General features: G+C 71.4%; 21 protein-coding genes. 7 read left to right on the forward strand and 14 right to left on the reverse strand.

Annotated features, from left to right (window positions below):
- Window positions 1-91: 91 nt before the first annotated feature.
- The gene (locus ACIBAG_RS08030) at window positions 92-1,285 is read left to right on the forward strand and encodes a serine hydrolase domain-containing protein (protein WP_399102264.1); all 1,194 of its coding nucleotides are present in this window, start codon (window positions 92-94) and stop codon (window positions 1,283-1,285) included.
- Between the two features lie 100 nt (window positions 1,286-1,385).
- Window positions 1,386-2,558 carry a glycosyltransferase gene (locus ACIBAG_RS08035; protein WP_399103271.1) on the forward strand — a complete coding sequence of 391 codons (1,173 nt, stop codon included), beginning with the start codon at window positions 1,386-1,388 and terminating at the stop codon, window positions 2,556-2,558.
- Between the two features lie 100 nt (window positions 2,559-2,658).
- Here ACIBAG_RS08035 and ACIBAG_RS08040 read toward each other — a convergent pair whose 3' ends face one another.
- On the reverse strand, window positions 2,659-4,068 hold the full coding sequence (locus ACIBAG_RS08040) for a PLP-dependent aminotransferase family protein (RefSeq protein WP_399102266.1): 1,410 nt from the start codon (window positions 4,066-4,068) through the stop codon (window positions 2,659-2,661).
- 99 nt (window positions 4,069-4,167) lie between these two features.
- Between ACIBAG_RS08040 and ACIBAG_RS08045 the strand changes: the two genes are divergently transcribed.
- Complete coding sequence (locus ACIBAG_RS08045) at window positions 4,168-4,395, forward strand: hypothetical protein (protein WP_399102268.1); 228 nt, start codon at window positions 4,168-4,170, stop codon at window positions 4,393-4,395.
- A 93-nt stretch (window positions 4,396-4,488) separates the two neighbouring features.
- On the opposite strand, the gene ACIBAG_RS08050 is transcribed toward ACIBAG_RS08045, so the two are convergent.
- Together ACIBAG_RS08050 and pepN are read right to left on the reverse strand one after the other, a co-directional pair.
- Complete coding sequence (locus tag ACIBAG_RS08050) at window positions 4,489-5,550, reverse strand: hypothetical protein (RefSeq protein WP_399102270.1); 1,062 nt, start codon at window positions 5,548-5,550, stop codon at window positions 4,489-4,491.
- A 209-nt stretch (window positions 5,551-5,759) separates the two neighbouring features.
- Window positions 5,760-8,342, reverse strand: coding sequence for an aminopeptidase N (gene pepN, locus ACIBAG_RS08055; protein WP_399102272.1), 2,583 nt, complete (start codon window positions 8,340-8,342; stop codon window positions 5,760-5,762).
- A 138-nt stretch (window positions 8,343-8,480) separates the two neighbouring features.
- Between pepN and ACIBAG_RS08060 the strand changes: the two genes are divergently transcribed.
- A complete protein-coding gene (locus ACIBAG_RS08060; RefSeq protein WP_399102274.1) occupies window positions 8,481-9,137 on the forward strand; it encodes a DsbA family protein in 657 nt (218 codons plus the stop codon).
- A gap of 3 nt (window positions 9,138-9,140) precedes the next feature.
- Here ACIBAG_RS08060 and ACIBAG_RS08065 read toward each other — a convergent pair whose 3' ends face one another.
- The 10 genes from ACIBAG_RS08065 to ACIBAG_RS08110 are packed head-to-tail and all read right to left on the reverse strand — an operon-like array spanning window position 9,141 to window position 19,066.
- A complete protein-coding gene (locus ACIBAG_RS08065; RefSeq protein WP_399102276.1) occupies window positions 9,141-9,374 on the reverse strand; it encodes a hypothetical protein in 234 nt (77 codons plus the stop codon).
- On the reverse strand, window positions 9,374-10,432 hold the full coding sequence (locus ACIBAG_RS08070) for a glycerophosphodiester phosphodiesterase family protein (RefSeq protein ID WP_399102278.1): 1,059 nt from the start codon (window positions 10,430-10,432) through the stop codon (window positions 9,374-9,376). Before ACIBAG_RS08070 ends, ACIBAG_RS08065 begins: the two co-directional genes overlap by 1 nt.
- 58 nt (window positions 10,433-10,490) lie before the next feature.
- On the reverse strand, window positions 10,491-11,915 hold the full coding sequence (locus ACIBAG_RS08075; protein ID WP_399102280.1) for an FGGY family carbohydrate kinase: 1,425 nt from the start codon (window positions 11,913-11,915) through the stop codon (window positions 10,491-10,493).
- A 19-nt stretch (window positions 11,916-11,934) separates the two neighbouring features.
- A complete protein-coding gene (locus tag ACIBAG_RS08080) occupies window positions 11,935-12,963 on the reverse strand; it encodes a 2-hydroxyacid dehydrogenase (RefSeq protein WP_399102282.1) in 1,029 nt (342 codons plus the stop codon).
- Window positions 12,960-14,042, reverse strand: coding sequence for an ABC transporter ATP-binding protein (locus tag ACIBAG_RS08085; protein WP_399102284.1), 1,083 nt, complete (start codon window positions 14,040-14,042; stop codon window positions 12,960-12,962). The genes ACIBAG_RS08080 and ACIBAG_RS08085 overlap by 4 nt, the downstream gene beginning before the upstream one ends.
- Window positions 14,020-14,835: a DeoR/GlpR family DNA-binding transcription regulator gene (locus ACIBAG_RS08090; RefSeq protein WP_399102286.1), complete on the reverse strand. Its 816-nt coding sequence runs from the start codon at window positions 14,833-14,835 to the stop codon at window positions 14,020-14,022. The genes ACIBAG_RS08085 and ACIBAG_RS08090 overlap by 23 nt, the downstream gene beginning before the upstream one ends.
- A gap of 8 nt (window positions 14,836-14,843) precedes the next feature.
- Window positions 14,844-15,929: an ABC transporter ATP-binding protein gene (locus ACIBAG_RS08095; protein ID WP_399102288.1), complete on the reverse strand. Its 1,086-nt coding sequence runs from the start codon at window positions 15,927-15,929 to the stop codon at window positions 14,844-14,846.
- The gene (locus ACIBAG_RS08100; protein WP_399102290.1) at window positions 15,926-16,756 is read right to left on the reverse strand and encodes a carbohydrate ABC transporter permease; all 831 of its coding nucleotides are present in this window, start codon (window positions 16,754-16,756) and stop codon (window positions 15,926-15,928) included. The genes ACIBAG_RS08095 and ACIBAG_RS08100 overlap by 4 nt, the downstream gene beginning before the upstream one ends.
- Window positions 16,753-17,640, reverse strand: coding sequence for a carbohydrate ABC transporter permease (locus ACIBAG_RS08105; RefSeq protein WP_399102292.1), 888 nt, complete (start codon window positions 17,638-17,640; stop codon window positions 16,753-16,755). The genes ACIBAG_RS08100 and ACIBAG_RS08105 overlap by 4 nt, the downstream gene beginning before the upstream one ends.
- 4 nt (window positions 17,641-17,644) lie before the next feature.
- Entirely contained in the window at window positions 17,645-19,066 is a 1,422-nt protein-coding gene (locus tag ACIBAG_RS08110; protein ID WP_399102294.1) for an ABC transporter substrate-binding protein, read from the reverse strand.
- Window positions 19,067-19,231: 165 nt separating this feature from the next.
- Here ACIBAG_RS08110 and ACIBAG_RS08115 point away from each other — a divergent pair, with 165 nt between their 5' ends.
- The 3 genes from ACIBAG_RS08115 to ACIBAG_RS08125 all read left to right on the forward strand — a co-directional run bounded on the left by ACIBAG_RS08115 (window position 19,232) and on the right by ACIBAG_RS08125 (window position 22,360).
- Complete coding sequence (locus ACIBAG_RS08115) at window positions 19,232-20,692, forward strand: FGGY-family carbohydrate kinase (RefSeq protein WP_399102296.1); 1,461 nt, start codon at window positions 19,232-19,234, stop codon at window positions 20,690-20,692.
- 246 nt (window positions 20,693-20,938) lie between these two features.
- Entirely contained in the window at window positions 20,939-21,568 is a 630-nt protein-coding gene (locus ACIBAG_RS08120) for a histidine phosphatase family protein (protein WP_399102298.1), read from the forward strand.
- Between the two features lie 12 nt (window positions 21,569-21,580).
- The gene (locus ACIBAG_RS08125; RefSeq protein WP_399102300.1) at window positions 21,581-22,360 is read left to right on the forward strand and encodes an SAM-dependent methyltransferase; all 780 of its coding nucleotides are present in this window, start codon (window positions 21,581-21,583) and stop codon (window positions 22,358-22,360) included.
- Window positions 22,361-22,493: 133 nt separating this feature from the next.
- Here the strand turns inward: ACIBAG_RS08125 and ACIBAG_RS08130 are convergent, their stop codons facing one another.
- The gene (locus tag ACIBAG_RS08130) at window positions 22,494-23,135 is read right to left on the reverse strand and encodes a superoxide dismutase (RefSeq protein ID WP_399102302.1); all 642 of its coding nucleotides are present in this window, start codon (window positions 23,133-23,135) and stop codon (window positions 22,494-22,496) included.
- Between the last annotated feature and the right edge of the window lie 18 nt (window positions 23,136-23,153).

Here is a 23,153-nt window from a genome sequence, read left to right on the forward strand (position 1 = left end):
CCACCGCACCAGGCCTCAACCTTCACGCCCGCACCCCGGGTCTCTTCCCCCGACCCCGCTCGACGTGAGCGGGCGGAAGGGGGAGAAAGACATGAACGTACGCAGGACCCGCACGGCCCTGGTGGCGGCCACGGCGGTGGCGCTCTCCGTCGCTCTCGCGGCTCCCGCGATGGCGGCGGCGCCCGCCGGGACCGGCCATGAGGCGACCCGTCAGGCCGTCGAGGCCGCGGTCAAGGACGGGGTTCCCGGTGTCACGGTGACGGCGAAGGACGGCCGCGGCACCTGGTCGGCGACGGCGGGTGTCGGCAACCTCAAGACGGGCGAGCCGCGTTCGGCGGACGACCGCTACCGGGTCGGCAGCATCACCAAGACGTTCGTCGCCACGGTGCTGCTCCAACTGGAGGCGGAGGGCCGGCTGTCGCTGGACGACACCGTGGAGGAGTGGCTGCCGGGGCTGGTCCGGGGCAACGGCCACGACGGCGGCCGGGTCACCCTCCGCCAGCTCCTCAACCACACCAGCGGCATCTTCAACTACACGGCGGACGAGGACTTCGGGCGCACGTACTTTCTGAAGGACGGGTTCTTCGAGCACCGCTACGACACGAAAAAGCCCGAGGAACTCGTCGCGCTCGCCATGACCCACAAGCCGGACTTCCAGCCGGGGACGTCCTGGAACTACTCGAACACCAACTACGTGATCGCCGGGATGGTGATCGAGAAGGCCACCGGACGCCCGTACGGTGAGGCGATCCGTGAGCGGATCATCAAGCCGCTGCGGCTGACGGCCACCTCCGTCCCGGGCACCCGGGTGACCGTTCCGCAGCCCAGCAGCCGTGCCTACTCCAAGCTGGCGGAGACGGCGACGGGACCGACGTACGACGTCACGAAGATCAACCCGTCGATCGCCTACTCGGCCGGCGAGATGATCTCCAACTCCACCGACCTCAACCGCTTCTACAGCGCCCTGCTGCGCGGCAGGCTCCTTCCGCGTGAGCAGTTGACCGAGATGACCACGACGGTCCCCGTCGACGAAGCCAACGGCTACGGCCTCGGCCTGATGAAGACCGAGCTGACCTGCGGCGTCACCGTCTGGGGCCATGGCGGTGGCATCCACGGCTCCCTGTCCGAAGGGGTCACGACGAGGGACGGGCGCCATGCCCTCGCCTTCAACCTCAACGGCGACTGGTCGGGGAACATGGCGGCGGTGATCGAGGCCGAGTTCTGCGGAAAGGGCCAGGAAATCGAGCCGACTCGGATACGAAGCACCCTGTTCATGCGCCCGTAATGTCCGTACCGCCTCATATCGGCTAACCCGCACTTCACGGGGGATGGCTTGATTTGTGTGCAAGGCGGGTGATCGTGTGCGCGCGGAAAACGGACTGCGTGTGCTGTCGGTCTACGACGGTTTCTTCTCCGGCGGGGCCAGGATCGTGCACAGCGATGTGGTGCTGGGGCTCATGGAGGGCGGCCAGCACCACCGGGTGCTGAGCATTCACGGCGAGGTGCACCGGGAGGCGACCCGGCAGCGCATGGAGGACGACGCCTGCTACCGGTCGCTGACCGCGGCCGGGGCGGGCGTCACCTCGCTGGGCCGGGTCCAGGGAGCGGGTCATGATCCGGCCACTTTCACTGGGCCGGAGCTGGCCGAAACCGCCCGGGCCATGGCCGGGGCCGACGTGATCCTCTCCCTCAAGGAGCAGCCGCTCGCCCTGCTCAACCAGGCGGGCCTGCCCCGCCGCCCGATCCTCGTCTCCCTGCACCGCTCCGACCCGCAGAACCAGGGCCGGGCCCTGGACGAGCTCAAGGCCGCCATCGCCGACGGCACGGTGGCGGCCTGCGTCTGCTGCGCCGAGTCGACGCGGGCCGCGTACGAGGCGGCGGGCATCCCGTCCGACCTGCTCCACGTCATCCCGAACGGAGTCGACCTGCTCCGCTTCCGCCCCGACCCGGCACGCCGGCTCGCCCTGCGGACGGAACTCGGCGTCGACCACCCGGCGCCGGTCGTGGTCTACGCCGCCCGCTACGACGCGATGAAGAACGTCCCCCTCTTCCTCCGGGCCGCGGCCGCCTGGCTGCGCCGCACCCCGGGCGGGCACGTCCTGATGTGCGGCGCCGGCATGACGGCCGCCAACCCCGCGCTCGACGCCGACATCGAGGCCGCCGTCGGGCCCGACCGGCGCCGTCTGCACCTCCTGGGCGTCCGGCACGACATGGAGACCGTCTACGCCGCCGCCGACGTGGTCGCCCTCACCTCGACCTGGGGCGAGGCGGCGCCCCTGTGCCTGATCGAGGGCATGATGTGCGGGGCCGTGCCCGTGACCACCGACGTCGGCGACAGCGCGGCCATCGTCGCCGGCCGCGGCATCGTCACGGCACCGAACCCCGAGGAGATCGCCGGCGCCTGGACGACCGCGGTCGCCGAGCGCGCCGCGTACGCCCCGGCCCTCGCGGCGAGCCGCGAACTCTTCAGCCGCACCCGCATGATCGCCTCCTACGCGGCCCTCATCGACCGGCTGCACGCGGGGGCGGCCCGCCGGACGCTGCCGAAGCCGCTCTGAGGGGCACCGGGGGCGCCCGACTCGCCGTCGGCCCGGCCGGTTCGCTGCTGCCGGCGAGCTGAGAGCCCTCAGGGGCGAGGATGTCTCGATACGGCGCTCGCTACCCCACGTCTTCGATCGCCTCGCGCAGAAGCCGCACGGCCTCCCCCACCGCCCCATCCGCCAGATTCCCGTACCCGAGGACCAGGCCGTGATCGGCGCGGTCCTCGGTGGCGTGATAGGCCGTGAGGTCGGCGATGCGCAGCGAGCGGGCGGTCGCCGCGCCGACCACGGCGGCGGAGTCCGTGTCGGCGGGCAGCCGGAGGATGAGGTGGAGGCCGGCCGCGATGCCGGAGACCGGGGCGCCCGGCAGCTGCTCGGCGAGGGCTCGCACCAGCGCGTCGCGGCGGTCGCGGTACCGCTTCCGGCAGGCGCGCAGGTGGCGGTCGTACGCGCCCGACTCCAGGAGCGTGGCGAAGGCCAGCTGGTCGAGGGTCGGGGGCTGCGTCGCCGTCTGGTCGGACCGGTGCAGGTGCCGGGTCCAGCGCGGCGGCGCCACGATCCAGCCGATGCCGAGCGCCGGCGACAGTATCTTGCTCAGCGACTTGAACAGGACGACACGGGACGGGTCCATGCCCTGCAGCGCCGCGACCGGGCGGCGGTCGTAGCGGAACTCCGCGTCGTAGTCGTCCTCCAGGACGACGCCGTCCACCTGGCGCGCCCACCCCAGCAGGGCGGCGCGCCGCTCGGGGGCGAGCACGGTGCCCAGCGGGAACTGGTGCGCCGGGGAGGTCAGCACGGCCCGCAGACCGGGGTGTCCGGCGAGGTCGTCGACGCGCAGGCCCGCGCCGTCCGTGCGCACGGGCACCGGCTCCAGGCCCGCGGCCCGGATCACGTCCCGCAGCCGGGTCCAGCCCGGCTCCTCGCAGCCCACCGCGGTGATGCCCTCCGCACGCAGGCCGTGGCAGACGCGCCGTACCCCGTCGGTCACGCTGGTGCACACCGTCACGTCCTCCGGGGCCGCGGAGACGCCGCGGGAACGGGCCAGGTACTCGACGAGCAGCCGGCGCAGCCGCGGGTGACCGCCGGCCGGCGGATACCCGAACTCCGTGAACGCCGTGGTCGTCACCTGGGCCCGTACGGCCTCCGCCCACCGGCGGCGCGGAAACGCGCGCAGGTCCGGCAGACCCGGCCCGAGGTCGAAGCGGGCCTCGTGCGCCGGGCGCGGTGCGTGGCGCCCGGAGGCGGCGTCGGGGGCGTTGGTCCAGCGCACCCGCGTGGCCGAGCCGGTCCGCGCCTCCAGGTATCCCTCGGCGACGAGCTGGCTGTAGGCCTCCGTCACCGCCCAGCGCGAACAGCCCAGGTCGGTGGCGAGCTGACGGCTCGGCGGCAGGGCGGTGCCGACCTCGATCCGGCCGTCCCGGATCGCCGCGCGCAGCGCCCGCTTCACCCGCTCGTGCAGCGGCCCGTCGCCGGGCCGGGCCAGGTGCAGCAGAAGATCGCCCGCCAGATTGGTCTGTGATTCCCGCATGCCATTGGACGGTAGCAGCGAGCCATTGCTCGCTACCTTCGGATCACCGACGAGAGCGAGAGCGTGCGGGTGTGCACGTGGGATGTGAAGGAGGCCGTCGTGGCCACAGTGAGGCGCTCGGTGCCGCTCCAGGACCAACACCAGATCTTCCGCGGTGTGTTCGACGACTGGCAGACCAGTTCCGGTGCCGTGTCGGCGCTGCCGAACGCACCGGTCGTACCGCACCGGCCCCGGCGGGGGCGGATCGCGTGGCGTCGGCTGCGGGCCCGCTTCGCACGCACCGAGGCGGCTCGCCGGGCCGTCGCCGTCGACTGGTCGACAGGATGACGCGGTGGGCGCAGACGCATGAAGAGGGGCCGCCGGTGCCAGGCCCGGCGGCCCCTCCTCTCCCCTCCTGGTGCCGCGCATCCCGGTCCGTCACTACCGGGGCAGCACCACGACATACGCGGCCGGATCGCGGTCCGCCGCCGCCATCAGCGCCGTACGGACCACCGCCGCCTGCTGCTCCATCGAGTCCCGCAGCTTCTTCGGGGTGATGTAGACGACCGTGATGCCCAGGCGCTCCAAGTGCTCGCGCTTGCGGGCGTATTCGGACCAGAGCGCGTCGTCGTCCTGCCGGTCGCCCTGGCGCGGTGCCCGGGTGTCCAGTTCCACCGCCACCGCCTGCTCCGGCCAGTAGGCGTCCAGGCCGCCGAGGTGGGGGCCGCCGGGCAGCCGCAGGTCGACGTTCCAGACCGGGTCGGGGAGGGCGAAGTCGTGGACCATCTCGTACAGGCGGTCCTCGGCGATCGCGCGGCCCTCGGCGAGCAGGGAGTCCACCGCGTCCACGACGTGCGGGCGGCTCAGCAGCTTCGCCTGGTTCAACTCCCGTACCACCGGAGCCGGTTCGCAGTGCCCGGCGCGGACGGCCTCCGTCAGCAGGCGCCGTACGGCGCCCGCGTCCGTCAGTTCGGCGACCGCGTCGGCCAGGGCGCGCGGCACCGGGGCCACCGGGAGGCCCGTCACCTGCTGGGGGGTGGGCAGCGCGGGGGTGCGCAGGACGCGGACGCAGCCCGTGGAGCGCAGCCGGCGCAGGCGCGGGACCAGGACGTCGATCGTGTCCAGCGCGGTCAGCGGCGGCGTGGCCGAGAAGCCGTACAGGGTCAGCGCCGCGAGGCCCGTGATCATCGCCTCGCCGTAGACCGGGGCGGTGTGTCCCTCGCCCGCGTTCGGCTGGGACGGCACCCCGGCCGTCCGCTCCCGCGCCGCGTACATCAGCACCGCGTGCAGGCGCTCCTCGCTGGTGGGCGGGCCGGGGTGGAGCAGGAAGACGCCGGGGAGGAACTGCTGCCAGGGCCCGCCGGGGCGGCACTGGTCGTTCATCTCGGCGGTCGAGATGCCGTGCGACTTCAGCTGGGCGGCCGTCATGACACGGCGGTGCACCTCGGAGAGATGGCGCAGGGGGCGGGGGGAGAGCGGGGGGACCGGGGTGTTGTGGTTCATGACCCGGAGGTTCCCGCGTCCGATCGGCTCGCTAACCGCTGTTACACGTCCGTCGACAAAAGCGGACAACCTAGCACTAAAGGACGGATGTTCGGATGCCGAGTAGGCATGGAAAACCCCTGGTCCGTTCGGGTTGGACCAGGGGTTACGGCTGCTATTGCCTGAATTCCGTAACGGTCACGGAGGGCCGAGACCTTTGGCCAAAGGTGTTAGTTGGTTGACGCCGCCGCGTCACACTCCTGCCCCCGCAGCCCCCGCGCCAGATCGTCCCGCGCCTCCAGCACCAGCCGCCGCAGCGCCGGCGCCGCGTCCTCGTGGGCCGCCAGCCACGCGTCCGTCGCCTCCAGCGTGGCCCGCGACTGCTGCAGCGCCGGGAACAGGCCCCGGACCACGTCCATGCCGATCTGGATCGACCGCTCGTTCCACAGCCGCTCGATCGCCGCGAAGTACTTGTCGGCGTACGGCGCGAGCAGCTCCCGCTGCGACGGCTGGCCGAAGCCCGCGATGGTCGCCTCGACCAGCGCGTTGGACAGCACGTCCGACTCGACGACCTGCGCCCATGCCTGCGCCTTCACCGCCTCCGACGGCCGCGCGGCGAGGCAGCGGACCTGGTGGCGCTTGCCGGACGCCGTGTCGTCCCGGGCCAGTTCGGCCATCAGCGCCGATCCGTCGATCACCCCGTGCGCGGCCAGCGGCTCCAGGAACGCCCAGCGCAGCTCCTGGTCCACGTCCAGCCCCTCGACCTTCTCCGTGCCCTCCAGCAGCCCCCGCAGCAACCCGAGGTCCGCCGGCTCCGACGCCACCGACGCGAAGAACCGCGCCCACGCCAGCTGCTGCTCGCTGCCCGGCTCGGCGGCCCGCAGCTCCCGCAGCGCGCCCTCGGCGAGCAGCCGTTCGCCGGTCGGGCGCCACTCGGGCGCCACATAGTGGACCAGCGACGAGTTCGCCCACGCGTGCAGCATCTGCAGCACGCCGATGTCGGACTCGCGTCCCGCGAACCGCAGCACCAGGTCCACGAACTCCCGCGCCGGCAGCAGCGCGTCCCGCGTCATGTTCCACAGCGCCGACCAGCACAGGGCACGGGCCAGCGGGTCGGTCATGTCGCCCAGCGCGGAACGCAGCGCCGCCAGCGACGTCTCGTCGAAGCGGGTCTTGCAGTACGTCAGGTCGTCGTCGTTGACCAGCACCAGCTCCGGCGCGTGCGCGCCCGCCAGCTCCGCCACGACCGTCCGGGGCCCGTCGACGTCCACCTCGGCCTGGGCGTACCGCTCCAGCGCCCCGTCCGAGCCCCGCCGGTACAGGCCCACCGCGATCCGGTGCGGGCGCAGCTCCGGGTACGACTCGGCGGCCTCCTGCAGCACCGCCAGCTCACTCACCCGCCCCTCGCCGTCCAGCAGCACCTGCGGGGTCAGCGAGTTCACCCCGGCCGTCTGCAGCCAGGACCGCGCCCACGCGCCCATGTCCCGCCCGCTGGTCTCCTCCAGCACCGACAGCAGGTCACCGAGGCGCGTGTTGCCGTACGCGTGCCGCTTGAAGTAGCGCCGCGCGCCCTCCAGGAACGCGTCCTGGCCGACGTACGCCACGAGCTGCTTCAGGACGGACGCGCCCTTGGCGTAGGTGATGCCGTCGAAGTTCAGCTTCGCGTCCTGCAGGTCACGGATGTCCGCCGTGATGGGATGCGTGGAGGGCAGCTGGTCGGCGCGGTACGCCCACGCCTTGCGGCGGTTGGCGAAGGTGATCCAGGCGTCCTTGAAGCGGGTCGCGCCGACGTTCGCGAACGTCCCCATGAAGTCCGCGAAGGACTCCTTCAGCCACAGGTCGTCCCACCACACCATGGTGACCAGGTCGCCGAACCACATGTGCGCCATCTCGTGCAGGACGACGTTCGCCCGGCCCTCGTACGACGCCCGCGTCACCTTGCCGCGGAAGATGTACTCCTCCCGGAAGGTCACCATCCCCGGGTTCTCCATCGCGCCGAGGTTGTACTCGGGCACGAACGCCTGGTCGTACTTCCCGAAGGGGTACGGGTAGTCGAAGTGGTCGTGGAAGAAGTCCAGGCCCTGCTTGGTGACCAGGAAGACGTCGTCGGCGTCGAAGTACGGGGCGAGGCCCTTGCGGCACATCGCGCCCAGGGGGATCCGCAGCGTCGTGCCGTCGGCGAAGGTGCGCTCGTAGGAGTCCGTGACGTAGTGGTACGGGCCCGCCACCACACACGTGATGTACGTCGAGATCACCTTCGTCTCGGCGAACCTCCAGGTCCCGTCGACGAGTTCACCGGCTCCGTTGCTCCACACCGTCCACCCCTCAGGCGCCCGCACCTCGAAGCGGAACGGGGCCTTGAGGTCCGGCTGCTCGAAGTTCGCGAAGACGCGGCGGGAGTCGGCCGGCTCGTACTGCGTGTAGAGGTAGACCTCGCCGTCCTCCGGGTCGACGAAGCGGTGCAGGCCCTCGCCGGTGCGGGAGTAGGCGCACTGGGCGTCGACGACGAGCTCGTTGTCGGCGGCCAGGTCCTCCAGGGTGATCCGCGAGCCGTCGAAGACCTCGCTCGGGTCCAGGTCCTTGCCGTTGAGGGAGACGGCGGTCACGCTCGGCGCGATCAGGTCCGCGAAGCTGGTGGCGCCGGGCTCGTTGCAGCGGAAGCGGATCGTGGTGACCGAGCGGAAGGTGCGCGGCTCGCCCTCCCCGGCCTCACCGACGGCGGACCGCACGTCGAGGGACACGTCGTACCCGTCGACGGACAGCAGGGCGGCCCGCTCCCGGGCCTCGTCGCGGGACAGATTCTCACCGGGCACGGGTGGCACTCCCTCGGGGGTGGTGTTCAGTATGCGGACAGCACTGATCCTGCCATGTGCTCCTGACGCCGGGCAGCAGGGAATGACGTGCGGACGGTGCTTGTTGCGCTTTCAAACGACCGTATCCAGAGGAGAGCCATGTCCGAGAGCGCGACCACCTCCACGAAGACCCCCGTCGACTTCTGGTTCGACCCGCTGTGCCCGTGGGCCTGGATGACCTCCCGCTGGGTGCTGGAGGTGGAGAAGGTCCGCGACATAGAGGTCCGTTGGCATCTGATGAGCCTCGCCGTCCTCAACGAGGACAAGCTCGACGACCTGCCCGAGCAGTACCGCGAGCTGCTCGAGACCAAGGCGTGGGGCCCGGTCCGGGTCGTCATCGCCGCGCAGGAGGAGCACGGCGCCGAGGTGCTCGGCGACCTCTACACCGCGCTCGGCACCCGCATCCACAACAAGGGCGAGGGCCCCGAGAAGGAGACGGTCGCCGCCGCCCTGAAGGACGTCGGCCTGCCCGAGTCCCTCATGGAGCACTGGGACGGCACCGAGTACGAGCCGCAGCTGCGCGCCTCCCACAAGGAGGGCATCGACAAGGTCGGCCAGGAGGTCGGCACCCCGGTCATCGCCGTCCCCGGCGACGACGGCGAGCAGATCGCCTTCTTCGGCCCGGTCGTCACCCCGGCCCCCAAGGGCGAGGACGCCGCGAGGCTGTGGGACGGCACCCTCGCCGTGGCCTCCGTGCCGGGCTTCTACGAGATCAAGCGGACGCGGACCAAGGGCCCGGACTTCAGCAACCTGTAGGGGTCACTTCCCGGCGGCGGCCTCGTCACCGAACTCTTCGGGGAGGAGGCCGTAGCCGGCCTTGTGGAACTGGGGGAAGTACGTCCGACAGCCCTTGGCGGTGCAGCGCCAGAGGTTGTCCACGTAGTAGCGGGGATTCTTCATCTCCGCACGGACCGCCGCCCGCTCCTCCTTGTTGAGTTCCCGGAAGACCTGCATGGTGCCGCACTTCGGGCAGTCCAGTACGCGCGTCCCCATCAATCCCTCCTCGCCATCACCGCCAGATCCGGGAAGTCGGTCACCACGGCGTCGACCCCCATCCCGAAGTACAGCGCGTATTCCGCGAACGCGTCCCCGAAATCGGTCGCTCCGGTACCCCGGCGCAACTCCGCCGGCAGGAACTGGTTCTCCGCCCGGAAGGTGTACGGCCCCACCCGCAGGCCCGCCGCGTGGGCGTGCGCGAGGACCGACGTGCCGACGAGCGACGACTTGTCCGGCCCGATCCAGTCCGCGTACCCGGCGATCCGCGCCAGCCCCGCCGGGGTCATCATGTCCCGGTACGTCGTCGGATCACCGGCGGAGACCAGGTCGTACGGCCCGCCCGTCGTCCCCAGCGCCTGCCACAGCGGCACGCCCAGACCGGTCATGCGCTGCAGGCTGGTCGGCTCGAAGGACTGCAGGACGCACTCGCGCGGACCGAGCCGGTTACGGCGGACCGCGGACGCCAGCCTCGGCTCCAGCGGCAGACCGATCGAGCGGAAGTACGTCGGATGCTTGGTCTCCGGGAAGACGGCGATCGTACGGCCGCAGGTCCTGGACAGCCTGCGCGCCAGGTCCACCACCTCCTGGAAGGTGAGGATCTGCTCCCGGCCGTCGAAGACCGTGTTGCGGTTGCGGACCAGGGGGAGGCGTTCCACCGCCCGCAGCGTCTTCAGTTCCGCCAGCGTGAAGTCCTCCGTGAACCAACCGGTCACCGCCCGCCCGTCCACCGTCTTCGTCGTACGCCGGGCCGCGAACTCCGGGTGCGCGGCCACGTCCGTCGTCTGCGAGATCTCGTTCTCGTGCCGCACGACCAGCACGTGGTCCTTCGTCGGCACCAGGTCCGGCTCGATCCAGTCGGCGCCGGTCTGCACGGCGTACGTGTACGAGGACGCCGTGTGCTCGGGGCGCCAGCCGGCCGCGCCGCGATGACCGATGACGATCGGGCCCGGCGGCCGGGAGCCGGCGGCTTCCGAAGCGGTCGCCGTCGTGGGCACGGCTGCGGCCGCCGTGGTGCCGGCGGCCGCGAGCAGCAGGGATCTACGTCTCGGGTGCATACAACTCCCTTTCGTCGCAGGGCGTATCAGGGCATACGGCGTATGACGTACGGGCTCGTCAGGCGCGTGCCCGCTCGCGTGCCTCCCTCAGCCGGGCCAGGTGTTCCTCGTACCCCGTCGCGTAGTACGCGGCCCGCCCGGCTTCCGGCTCGACGACCGCGGTCGGCCGTGTCCACACCTGGGCGTCCAGCGCCACCCCGTACCGCTCGGCCGCCGCCAGCACCGCGCCCCGCGCGCCCACCTCGCCCTCGACGACCCTGAGCGGCCGCCCGAGCACATCGGCGAGCAGCCGCATCCAGGCCGGGCTGCGGGTACCGCCGCCGCACACGGCCAGCGTCCCGGTGAGCCCGGCGGCCTGCAGACAGTGCCGGGCGGCATAGCCGATGCCCTCGCAGGTCGCCCGGACCAGGTCGGCGCGGGTCGACTCCAGGGAGAAGCCGGTCAGTTCGGCGCGCAGCCGTGGTTCGACGAAGGGTGCGCGTTCGCCGGAGGGCGCGAAGTACGGCAGTACGCGGACGCCATGCGCTCCCGGCGGGGTCTCGGCCAGCAGCCCGTCGACCTCCTCGTGCCGTACGCCGGTCGTCGACAGCACCCAGTCCAGCGCGGCCGTACCGACCATCGCGGGCATCGCGCGCAGCCAGTGCCCGGGCCGGTCGGTGCTGATGTACAGGCCGGCCGGTTCGCCGGTCAGGTCGAGGTCGGTCGTGGCGACCAGGCTGGCCAGACAGGTGCCGACGATGAGGAGACCGTCCCCGGGGGACGTCACCCCCGCGCCCAGCGCGCACGCCGGCAGGTCGTACGGCCCGTTCGCGATCCGCGTCCCGGGCGGGAGTCCCTCGCCGCGCGTCCGGGCCGTCGAGACCGGGTCGCTGACCGGGGCGAGGAGTCCGCGCCGGTGGGTCAGTCCGAGCAACTCGACGACCCCGTTGTCGTACGTCCGGGTCCGCGGGTCCAGGAAGGGCATCGACGCATCCGACACATCCGTCGTCGGGCCGGCGCCCGTGAGCCGCTGGAACACCATGTCCTTGCAGTACAGGGCGGTGGTCGCGGCGTCGAGTGCCTTCGGTTCGTGACTGTCCAGCCAGGCCAGCAGCGGGCCCGGACACCCCGGGAACATCGCGCTGCCCGTCCGCCGGAACACCGTTTCGAACGTGCCGTCCGCCAGCCAGCGGTCGACCAGTTCGTGTGCCCGCCCGTCCATCCAGGAGGCCGCCGCCCGCACCGGCCGCCCCTCGGCGTCGACCAGCCACACCCCGTCGCCCTGCCCGGTGAGCCCGGCCAGTTCCACGGGCTCCGGGACCCGCCCGGTGACCTCTTCGAGCACGGCGACGACCGCCCCGTACACCTCCTCCATGTCCTGCTCGACGAGCCCGCCGTGCAGGCTGAGGCGCACCGGCCGGGACGCGACGGCCAGTTCACCGCCGGTGGCGTCGAAGGCGGCGGCCTTCACCGTGGACGTGCCGACATCTATACCGACGTACATGCCCCACTCCTCCCGGACGTCAGGTCAGACAGTGTGCGAGCGGCTCCCCACGCACCCAGCGGCCCACCTCTTCGGCGGCGATCCGTGCCGCCTTCTCCGCCACCGCCCGCGACGCCCCGCCCAAGTGCGGGGTCAGGACGACGCGTTCGGCGAGGGCGTGCAGGCGCGAGTCGGGCGGGAGCGGCTCGTGTGCGTAGGTGTCGAGGGCCGCCGCCGACAGCCGCCCGCTCTCCAGCGCGTCGCACAGCGCGTCCTCGTCCAGCAGCGGCCCCCGGGCCACGTTCACCACCACCGCGCCCTCCGGCAGCAGCGCGAGTTCGCGGGCGCCGATCAGGCCTCGGGTCTCCGTGGTGAGCCGGGCGTGCAGGCTGATCACCCGGGACTTCCGCAGCAGTTCGTCGAGCGAGGCGACCCGCAGTCCGTGGATCTCGCCGTGCACATACGGGTCGAAGACCATGACCCGCGCCCCGAACGCGCACAGCACCCGCGCGACCCGGCTGCCCACGGCCCCGTAGCCGACCAACCCGACCGGCAGGTCCTCCAGCTCCAGTCCGCTGTGCTCGTACGTGTAGTACGTCGCCCCCTCCCAGCTCCCGTGCCGGGCGAGGAGTTCATGGGCCTGCGGAATGCGCCGCAGGGCCGCCAGCATCAGAGCGACCGTGAACTCGGCGGTGGCGGCGGCGTTGCGGCCGGGCGCGTAGCACACGCGGACGTCGTGCCGCTTGGCCGCGTCCAGGTTGACGTTGACCGGGCCGCCCCGGCACACGACCACCAGCCGCAGCCCGGGGCAGGCGTCGAGGACGCGTTCCGTCACCGGGCCCATCTGGGTGACCAGCACCCGCGCTCCCGTCAGCGCGTCGATCAGCTCGTCCTCGGCGTCGCTCGCCTCCGTCACCTCGGCCACCGGACCGAAGGGCTCCAGCGGCCAGCCGAGCCGCAGTTCGCGTACCTCGCACGCGAGTTCGTGGTCCAGCGCCTCCCTGATGAGCGACGGCAGGATGAAGTGGTCTCCGGCGGCCACCACACGCACGCGGTTCCCGTTGGTCATCTGAGGGAGTCTCCCGTTTCGGCGTCGAAGACATGGGTGAGGTCAGGGTCGGCGGTGACGTGGACGCGGTCGTCGTGGGCGAGGCGGACCTCGGGGTCCGTGAGGACGACGAGGGGGCGCTCGACGCCGTCGAGGGCGAGGGTGGCGATGCCCGACTCCAGGAGCGGTTCGTGGGCCACCACGCGGGCGGCGAGGCCGCCGTCCTCGCCGGTCAGCGTCAGGTCCTCCGGGCGGATGCCGACCACCACCTCCCGGCCCGCCGTCACCGGCACCGGCAGCGCGATCCGCACGGTGGGGGAGAGCCGGGCGTGGCCGTCCGCGTCCGCGGTGCCGGGGAGGAGGTTGATCGCGGGCTCGCCCACGAAGTCCGCGACGAAGACGTTGGCGGGGCTGTCGTAGATCTCGTACGGGGTGCCGAGCTGCTGGATCACGCCGTCCTTCATCACGGCGATCCGGTCGGCGAGGGAGAGGGCCTCCTCCTGGTCGTGGGTGACGAGGATGGTCGTGTGGCCCAGGTCGCGCTGGATGCGTTTGAGTTCGCGGCGGGTCGTGTCGCGCTGGGCCGCGTCCAGGTGGGAGAGGGGCTCGTCGAGGAGGAGGACGTCCGGTTCCCGGATCAGGGCGCGGGCGAGGGAGACGCGCTGCTTCTGGCCGCTGGAGAGGCCGGCCGGGCGGGCGTCGAGGATGGCGGTGAGGTCGACCCGTTCGGCGATCTCCTTGACCTTGCGGTCGACGTCGCCCCGGTCGGCCCGGCTGCGCGCCCTCAGCCCGAACGCCAGGTTCTCCGCCACCGTCAGCGGCGGGTACAGGGCGTAGTTCTCGAAGGCGACCCCGATGTTGCGCTGCTGGGCCGGTCGTGCGATCACCGATGAGCCGTCCACGAGGATGTCCCCGCCGGTCACCGTCTCCAGCCCCGCGATCAGCCGCAGGGTGGTGGACTTCCCGCAGCCCGAGGGCCCCAGCAGCCCCAGCAACTCCCCTGAGCGCAGGGCCAGGTCGATACCGCGCACCGCGTCCACCGCCGGGCGGCCCCGCGCACGATAGGTCTTGCGCAGATCACGTAGCTCCAGCTCGGTCATCGCTGCCCTTCGTCGAGCAAACCTCATAACGGACCTTGTGCTCGTCCAGGTCCCGCAGCGCCTCCGCCGAGGCCCCGTCGTCCACCAGGAGCAGGTCGAAGCGGGAGAGCGGGACCACCCGGTGCAGGGCGACCCGGGCGAGCTTGGTGTGGTCGATCAGCAGGATGTTGCGGGCGGCCGCGTCGAGCATGGCCCGCTTCACCGACACGATGTGCTGCTCCTGGTGGTAGGCGTAACCCCCGCGCACGGCCGACGTGGACGCGAAGCACACATCCACCCGCAGCTGCTCTATCGCCTCCACACAGGACACACCGAGGAAGGAGGAGTGCAGCGGGTCGTAGTCGCCGCCGAGGGCCATGAGGTGGATGCCGCGCTGGTCGGAGAGGAGATTGATCGCCTCCAGGAAGTTGGTGACGACCGTCAGGGGGGTCACCTCGCCGAGCCGCAGCCTGCGGGCTATCTCCAGGGTGGAGGTGGAGTCGTCCAGCATGATCGCCATGCCGGGCTCGATCAGCTTCAGGGCGCGGTCGGCGACGGCGGCCTTCTCGGCGCGCATGGTCTTCAGCCGGTACTGCACGTTCGACTCGAAGACCCCGGAGGGCTGTGCCGTCACCCCGCCCCTGAACTTCCTGACGATGCCCTGCCGTTCGAGCTCGTCGAGATCCCGGTGGATGGTCATCAGGCTCACCCCGAACCGCTCGGCCAGCTCGGCGGCCGTCGCCGACCCCTCGGCGAGGACCTGTTCGGCCATGGCGGCCTGGCGGGCGGCGGGGCCCTGCTGTGCGCTGTTCATTGCCCGGTTCACTGTCCGATCCTTCGTCCTGGACGCTCCGGCCGGTCGGCCTCGAACAGGAGCAGGCTCTCAGGCCGGACCGACAGCCGTACCGGATCGTCGGGACGCAGCCCCGCCGTGTCGCCGCGCGGGGCGACCAGGGACACCTGCCGCTCACCGAGCCGGACGGTGACCTCGACGGACCGGCCGAGCACCTCGGTGACGTAGACGGTCCCGGTGAGTTCGTGGCCGGAGCTCTCGCCGAGGGTGAGGTCGCGGGGCCGTACGCCGATCAGGACCTGCGTACCGGGGGCCGCCTCGGCACGGATCGGCAGCTCGACCTCGCCGTCCGAGGAGCGGAAGCCGCCGTCGGGCGCGATCGTCCCCGGGAGCAGGTTGATCCGGGGCCGCCCGAAGGCCCGCGCCACCTCCGTGTCGTACGGCCGGTACCAGATCTCCTCCCGCGTTCCCGTCTGCACGATCCGCCCGTCCCGGATCACCCCGATCCGGTCGCCGAGCGCCAGTGCCTCCACGGAGTCGTGGGTGACGTAGAGGGTGGTCGTGCGCCGCACCGCGCCGATCGCCTTCAGCTCGGCCCGCATCTGCTGGCGCAGTTTGGCGTCCAGGTGGGAGAGGGGTTCGTCGAGGAGGAAGGCGCGGGCGGGGCGGACCAGGACCCGGCCGAGGGCGACGCGCTGGCGCTGGCCGTTGGACAGCCGGCCGACCGGGCGGTCCAGCAGGGCCGAGATGCCGAGGAGTTCGGCGATCTCGCCGATCCGCTCCCGCGCCTGCGCGGCGGGGAGGCGGTGGCGTGGGGAGCGCAGCGGCGAGGCCAGGTTGTCGTAGGCCGACTTGTGCGGATAGAGGGCGTAGCTCTCGAAGCACATCGCGACGCCACGGTCGTACGGCTCGACGCCGCGCATGTCCTTTCCGCCGAGTTCGACCGTGCCGGCGTCTGGGGTCTCCAGCCCGGCGACGGTCTTCAGGGTGGTGGTCTTGCCGGCGCCCGAGGGACCGAGCAGGCAGAAGAACTCGCCTTCCCGGACGTCCAGTTCCAGGTCGTCGAGTGCGGTGACCTTGCCGTAGGTCTTGCGGACGCCCGACAGACGGATCATGACTTCACCGCCCCGAACGACAGGCCCCGCACCAGATACCGCTGGATGGTGAGGGCCAGCAGCAGCGGCGGTACGACGGAGACCAGCGCGGCGGCCGCCGTCAGGTTGTACTTGGGCCGGTCCCCGCCGAGGAAGGACAGCGCGCCCACGGTCACGGTCTGGGCCTCGTTGGAGGTCAGGATGAGGGGGAAGACGAAGTTGTTCCAGGCGAAGATGAAGGCGAGCAGCGACACGGCCGCCACCCCCGGCTTGACCAGCGGCAGCGCCACCCTCACGAACGCCTGCTTGCGGGTGTAGCCGTCAAGGAGCGCCGCCTGCTCCAGCTCCGGCGTGAGGTCGGCGAAGTACGACCGCATGATCCACACGATCAGCGGGAGGGTCACCAGCTGGAGCACCCAGACCATGCCGACGTACGTGTCGAAGAGCCCCAGCTTCTGGTACAGCACGAACAGCGGGATGATCACGGTCAGTTCGGGCGCGAACCGGAACGACAGGAGCGTGAACATCAGGTTCTCCGAGCCCTTGAACCGCCAGCGCGCCGAGGCGTACGCCGCCGGCAGCCCCACGAGGAGCGACAGGGCCACCGCGCCCAGCGACACCACCAGGCTGTTGACGAAGAACCGCACGAACGGGATGCCCTCGCTGTCGCCGAGGACGGTGCGGTAGCCGTCGAGGGTGGGGGAGAAGGAGAAGTAGGTGGAGAAGAGTTCGTTCGCCGGCTTCAGCGACAGGATCACCATCCAGGCGATCGGGAACAGCGCGAAGACGAAGTAGAGGATGAGGGCGGCATCGGCCAGCCACCCCAGCAGACGCTTCCTGACGGTCACTTGGCAGCCACCTCCGCCGCCTTCCGCTGGATCTTCCCCAGGTGCTTCACCAGCACCATCGCGGCGAGATACACGACGGCCCAGAGCACGATCGTGTAGCTGATGCCGAACGAGTACCGCTGGAAGCGGATCGCCTCCAGATAGGCCCGGATCTGCAGGACGACGGTCGAGTCCCCCGGGCCGCCCTCCGTCAGGGCGTAGATGATGTCGAACACCTTCAGCGAGTCCATGAACCGGAAGATCACCGCGACGAGGACGTACGGCCACAGCATGGGCAGCGTCAGCCGCCGGAAGGTGTACCACCAGCCCGCCCCGTCGACGGCCGCCGCCTCGAAGGGCGAGATGGGCAGCGAACGCAGCCCGGCGAGGGCGAGGATCGCCACGAACGGCGTGTAGACCCACACGTCCACGGCGATGGACGACAGCAGGGCGCCGGTCGGGGTGTCCGTCCACTGCACGCCACCGAGCCCGAGGGGCTTGAGCAGGTAGTTCACCACCCCCACCGACGGCTGGAGCATCAGCTTCCAGATGATCGCCGCGATCACCGGCGCGATCATCAGCGGCAGGATCAGGATCTTCTCCAGCACCCGCCCCACGATCGTCGACCGGTGCAGCAGCAGCGCCACGGCCACACCCAGCACCGTCTCCACGACGGCCGCCCCCACCGCGTACAGCACCGTCACCCACGCCGAGTTCCAGAAGGCCTCCTGTGTGAAGACGGCCTCGTAGTTCTCGAACCGCACCATGTCCGGCTGCGGCTTGCTCGCCGAGAAGTCGAACAGGGTGTAGTAGAGGCCGAGCCCGAAGGGATAGAGGATCCCGCAGGTCAGAAGCAGGGCGGGGACGATCAGGACGTACGGGCGCAGGGCGAGCCGCCATCCCATCGCGCTAGCCCACCTTGTCGGCGAGGTCGCCCGCCAGCCCGTCGAGGACCGACTCGGCGCCCTTGCCGCCGTAGATCTCCTGCAGGGCCGCCGCCCAGCTGGTGGTCGCGTCGAAGAACTGCGCCTGCGGGGTGAACTGGATCTTCGTCTGGTCGACGACGGTCTCGAAGGTCTCGATGAAGCCGGGCAGGTTCCTCATCTTGTCCTTGTAGGCGGCGTCGTCGGCGATCGACTTGCGCACCGGGTCGATGTGGTTGTGCGTGATCGCGCTCCTGCGCAGGTGCTCCTTGCCGGTCGCCCACTGCAGGAACAGCCAACTGGCGCTCTTCTTCTTGCTCTTGGCGTTCATGCCGAGCGACCAGATCCACATGTTGGTGGCGAGCGACCCGTCGGGCCCCTTCGGCCCGGGATGGAAGGCGATCTTCCCGGAGGCGGGACTCGCCCCCTCCACCGCCTGGAAGTAGGCCGCCGTGTCCGCGTCGAACAGCATCCCGGCCTTCTTCGCGCCGAGGTCGCTGGAGCACTGGTACCAGGTGTACGACGTCCAGGACGGCGGCCCGCCCTGCTTGACCATGCCGGCCCAGTCCTCGGTGAAGGCGACGGCCTCCGGGGTGTTCATGGCGGGTGTGAGCTTCCCGCCGGAGACCGTGAAGTCCTTGAGCCCGTTGCGGGCGTACATGGTCATGAAGCCGGGGTGGATGGTGGCCCAGCTCCTCGATCCCCGTACGGCGATCCCGTACATGCCGTCGAAACCGGCACCGGTAGCTTTCCGCTTGATGACGCCGGCGATGTCGCGCAGCTCGTCGAAGGTCTCGGCGGGCTTCAGCCCGAGCCGCTTGAAGACGTCCGTGTTGTAGGCGACGACGTTGGTCTCCCAGCCCCACGGCAGCGCGTACTGCCCGCCCTGCCCGAGTGGTGCGCCGGCCTTGAGGGACCACTGGTCGGCCTGGAGGAGGTTCGGGAAGAAGTCGGCCTGGTCCCATTCGGCGCCGGTGGCCGAGGAGTTGCGCATCCAGGGCCCGAGGTCCTCGAGCCAGCCCGGCGGTCCGTACTGCCAGACCATGTACGCGCCGAGCATGAAGACGTCGTACGAGGCGCGTCCGCTGGACAGGTCGACGGTGAGTTTGTCGAAGTAGTTGTCCTCGGGGAAGACGTCGTACTCGACCTTGATGCCGGTCTTCTCGGTGAAGGCCTTCAGGTCGGCGACCAGGGCGTCCGTGTACGGGTGCTTGTTGAGCAGTGCCTTGACGGTCGTGCCCTTCTCGCGCTTCCAGTCGAAGGAGCCGGTGACGTCGTCCGCGGCCGAGCCGTCGCTCTTGCCGTCGTCACCGCCGAACCCGGCACCGCAGGCGGAGAGGACGGGCGTGGCGGCCAGGGCGGCGCTCAGTGCCAGGAAACGTCGGCGGTCGTGCACGTGCGTGTCCATCCGTGACCTCCACGTGGGGCTGGGTCCGGTGCTCGGGGGTTAACACGGCGAGTCGACTCGCTAACAGAGGGTGGAACGGCGGAAGTTGGGCGTCAATCCCTCGCGCAGGGGAAAATCTCAGGGCAGAGTGTGAAGTTCACGGATCGAGATGTGCGGGAGGTCCGGATGGAGCAGGAGCAGGAGGCATGGCTCGGGATCGACCTGGGCACCCAGAGCGTCCGCGTACTGCTGGTCACCGAGGACGGCACGGTCCTCGGCAGCGGCTCGGCGCCCCTCGGCGGGCGGCGGGACGGCGTGCGGCACGAGCAGGATCCGGCCGAGTGGTGGGACGGGCTGTGCGCGGCGTCCCGGTCCGCTCTCGGCTCCTTGCGGGGCGTGCGGGTCGGCGGGCTCGCGGTGTGCGGGACGTCCGGGACCGTGCTGCTGACGGACGGGGCGGGGCGGCCGATGAGCCCCGCGTTGATGTACGACGACGGGCGCGCGACGGCTCAGGCGGCGCGGGCGCGGATGGCGGGGATCGGCGTGCAGGACACCTGGGCGCTGCCCAAGCTGCTCTGGCTGACCGAGAACTTCGGCCACGGCCGGGTCACCCACCAGCCGGACCTGATCGTCTCCCTCCTCACCGGCGAGCTGCCCCCGGCCGACTCCAGCCACGCCCTCAAGACCGGCTACGACCTGGAGCGCGACGCCTGGCCTGCCATGCTGCCCCGCCTCGGCCTGTCCGACACGGCGATCCCGGACGTCGTCCGCCCCGGCACCCCGCTCGGCGAGGTCTCCGCGACCGCCGCCGAGGCCACCGGCATCCCCGCCGGCACCCCCGTCATCGCCGGCATGACCGACGGCTGCGCGGCCCAGATCGCCTCCGCCGCCCTGCGCCCCGGCTCCTGGAACTCGGTGCTCGGCACCACGCTGGTCCTCAAGGGCGCGGCCCCGGCCCCGGTCCGGGACCCGACCGGCGTGGTCTACAACCACCGTGCCCCGGACGGCAGTTGGCTGCCCGGCGGCGCCTCCAGCGTGGGCGCGGGCGTGCTCACGGCGGCGTTCCCGGGCGCGGATCCTTCGGCCATGGACGCGCGGGCCGCCGCGTACGAGCCGTCGGGCGCGATCGCGTACCCCCTGGTGTCACCCGGGGAACGCTTCCCGTTCCTGGCCCCCGATGCCTGCGCACTCGTCCTGGGCGAACCGGAGTCGGACGCCGACCTGTGGGCCGCGCTCCTGCAGGGCGTCGCCTTCACCGAACGCCTGTGCCTGGACTACCTGCACCACCTCGGCGCCCCCCTCGACGGCTCCCTCACCTTCACGGGCGGCGCCGCCCGCAGCCCGTACTGGAACCAACTGCGCGCCGACGTCCTGGGCCGCCCGGCCCGCGTACCGCAGCAGACGGAACCGGCCCTGGGGATGGCCGCGCTGGCGGCGTACGGCACGGGCGCGGCGCCGCATCTCGCGGAGGCCGCGGAAGGTATGGTCCGCGTCGGCACGACGGTCGAACCCCGCCCCGACCGCACCGCCCGCTTCGCGGAACCGTACGCCCGCCTGATCGACGAACTGACGGCTCGGGGCTGGCTGCCGCCACTGGTCGCCGCGCACGCCCACGCGCGCCTGGAGGTGGATACTTCTGCTTCATGAACGTACCCAGCCCACGAGCTCGGGGCCTTGGGTTCGACGGCGGCTGCGGGCTCGTTGTGGCCGGTCGCGCAGTTCCCCGCGCCCCTAGGGGGTTGCAGTGCCGCCAGCCTTCAGCCAGGCGTCCCGCCCAGCCTGCGGGCAGTCGTGCCGCTGGGGCGACACGGGTGGGCGCAGGCGGCACCCCGTCGCGCCGGGCTGCGCACCCCCCGACCTCAGCCCCACCCACCGAGCACCTCTGGACCGCCCATGACCACAGCCACGACCCTCCTCCTCGCCCGCCACGGCCAAACCACCTGGCACGCCGAGAACCGCTACGCCGGCATCAGCGACATCCCCCTCACCGCCACCGGCCGAGCCCAGGCCGACGCCCTCGCCCGCTGGGCCGCCGCCCACCCGGTCGACGCGATCTGGACCTCGCCCCTCTCCCGTGCCGTCGCCACCGCAGAACCCGCCTGCCGGGCCCTCGGCCTCACCCCGCACCGCGAACCCGACCTCCGCGAATGCGACTTCGGCGTGCTGGAGGGCCGTACGCTCGCGGAGTTCGAGGCCGAGAACCCGGCGGCCGCGGAGGCGTTCCGCGCGGACCCGGTGGCCAACCCGTTCCCGGCGGCCGAGAACCCCGTCGCCGCCGCCGAACGCGGTGCCGCCGCCCTGCGTCGCATCGCCGCCGCCCACCCGGGTGAGCGCGTCCTCGTGGTCGCCCACAACACCCTCTTCCGCCTGGTGCTGTGCACGCTGCTGTCGATCCCCGCCGGGGAGTACCGCAGAGTGTTCCCCCGGTTGCGCAACGCCGCGATCAGCGAACTCCTCGTAAAAACCGATGGATCCGCCGCACTTCTCTCCCTCAATGTGCCCTGCGAGCCCGATCTGCCGTAGCACCATGGGCGCATGACGGAGATCGACACCTCGGTACCGCACTCGGCCCGCATCTGGAACTACTGGCTGGGCGGCAAGGACAACTACCCCGTGGACGAGGCGGCGGGCGACGCCTACACCGCCGTCTTCCCCGGCATCGTCACCATCGCCCGCAGCAGCCGGGCCTTCCTGGGCCGCAGCATCCGGTACCTGGTGTCGGAGGCGGGCGTACGGCAGTTCCTCGACGTCGGCACGGGCCTGCCGACCGTCGACAACACGCACGAGGTGGCCCAGCGCATCGCCCCCGAGTCGAGGATCGTCTACGTCGACAACGACCCCCTGGTCCTGGCGCACGCCCGCGCCCTGCTCACCTCCACGCCGGAGGGCGTGACGGCGTACGAGGACCTGAGCCTCTACGAGCCGGAGAAGATCCTGGAAGCGGCCTCGCGCACCCTCGACCTCTCCCGCCCCACGGCCCTGATCCTCAGCGGCATCCTCGGCCACGTCGCCGACTACGACCAGGCCCGCGACATCGTCCGCGGCCTCCTGGCCGGCCTGCCCGCGGGCAGCTACCTCTCCCTCAACGAGGGCTCCCGAGGCACCGACCCGGCCTACGAGCAGGCCCAGGACGCCTACAACGAGACCGGCGCCGTCCCGTACTTCCTGCGCCCGGTCGACCAGATCGCCGGTTACTTCGAGGGCCTGGAGCTGGTGGACCCGGGCATCGTCTCCGTCCCCCTCTGGCATCCCGAGGCGGGCGACGAGGAGCCCCGCCCGATCGGCCAGCACGGCGGCCTGGGCCGCAAGCCCTGACACCCGCCTCCCGGCAACGGGAAGCCCCCGCGAGTCAGGTCCTCGCGGGGGCTTCCTTCTTTCCGCCTGCCGTTCGTGAAGGGTGAGAAGACGATCACGAGGCAGGACGACTCACGGACGGCTCAAGGGCGGCTCAAGGGGCGAGCAGCAGCACATCGGTACGGGACTTGGCGGCCTCGTAACGACGGGCGACGTCCTGCCAGTTGACGACCTGCCACATGGCCTCGATGAAGTCGACCTTCTGGTTGCGGTACTGCAGGTAGAAGGCGTGCTCCCAGGCGTCGAAGACGAGGATCGGGGTGGCGCCCTGCCCGACGTTGCCCTGGTGGTCGTAGACCTGCTCGACGATCAGCCGCCCGCTCAGCGGCTCGTACGCGAGTACACCCCAGCCCGAACCCTGCGTGGTCGCGGCGGCCTTGGACAGCTGCGCCTTGAAATGGGCGTACGACCCGAAGGACTCGGCGATGGCGTCCGCCAGCTCGCCCACCCCGTCCGCGGCGAGCGGCTCGCCGCCGCCGTCACCGGTCATGTTGTGCCAGTAGATGCTGTGCAGGATGTGCCCGGACAGATGGAAGGCCAGGTTCTTCTCCAGGCCGTTGATCGCGCCCCACTGCTCCTTGTCCCGCGCCTCCGCGAGCTGCTCCAGGGTGTCGTTGGCGCCCTTCACATAGGCCGCGTGGTGCTTGTCGTGGTGCAGCTCGATGATCTCGGGGCTGATCACGGGCGCGAGCGCGGAGTAGTCGTAGGGCAGTTCAGGGAGTGTGTAGACGGGCATGAAGGGTCCCCTCAGAGC

Source organism: Streptomyces sp. NPDC051243 (assembly GCF_044455405.1).
Lineage (GTDB): Bacteria > Actinomycetota > Actinomycetes > Streptomycetales > Streptomycetaceae > Streptomyces.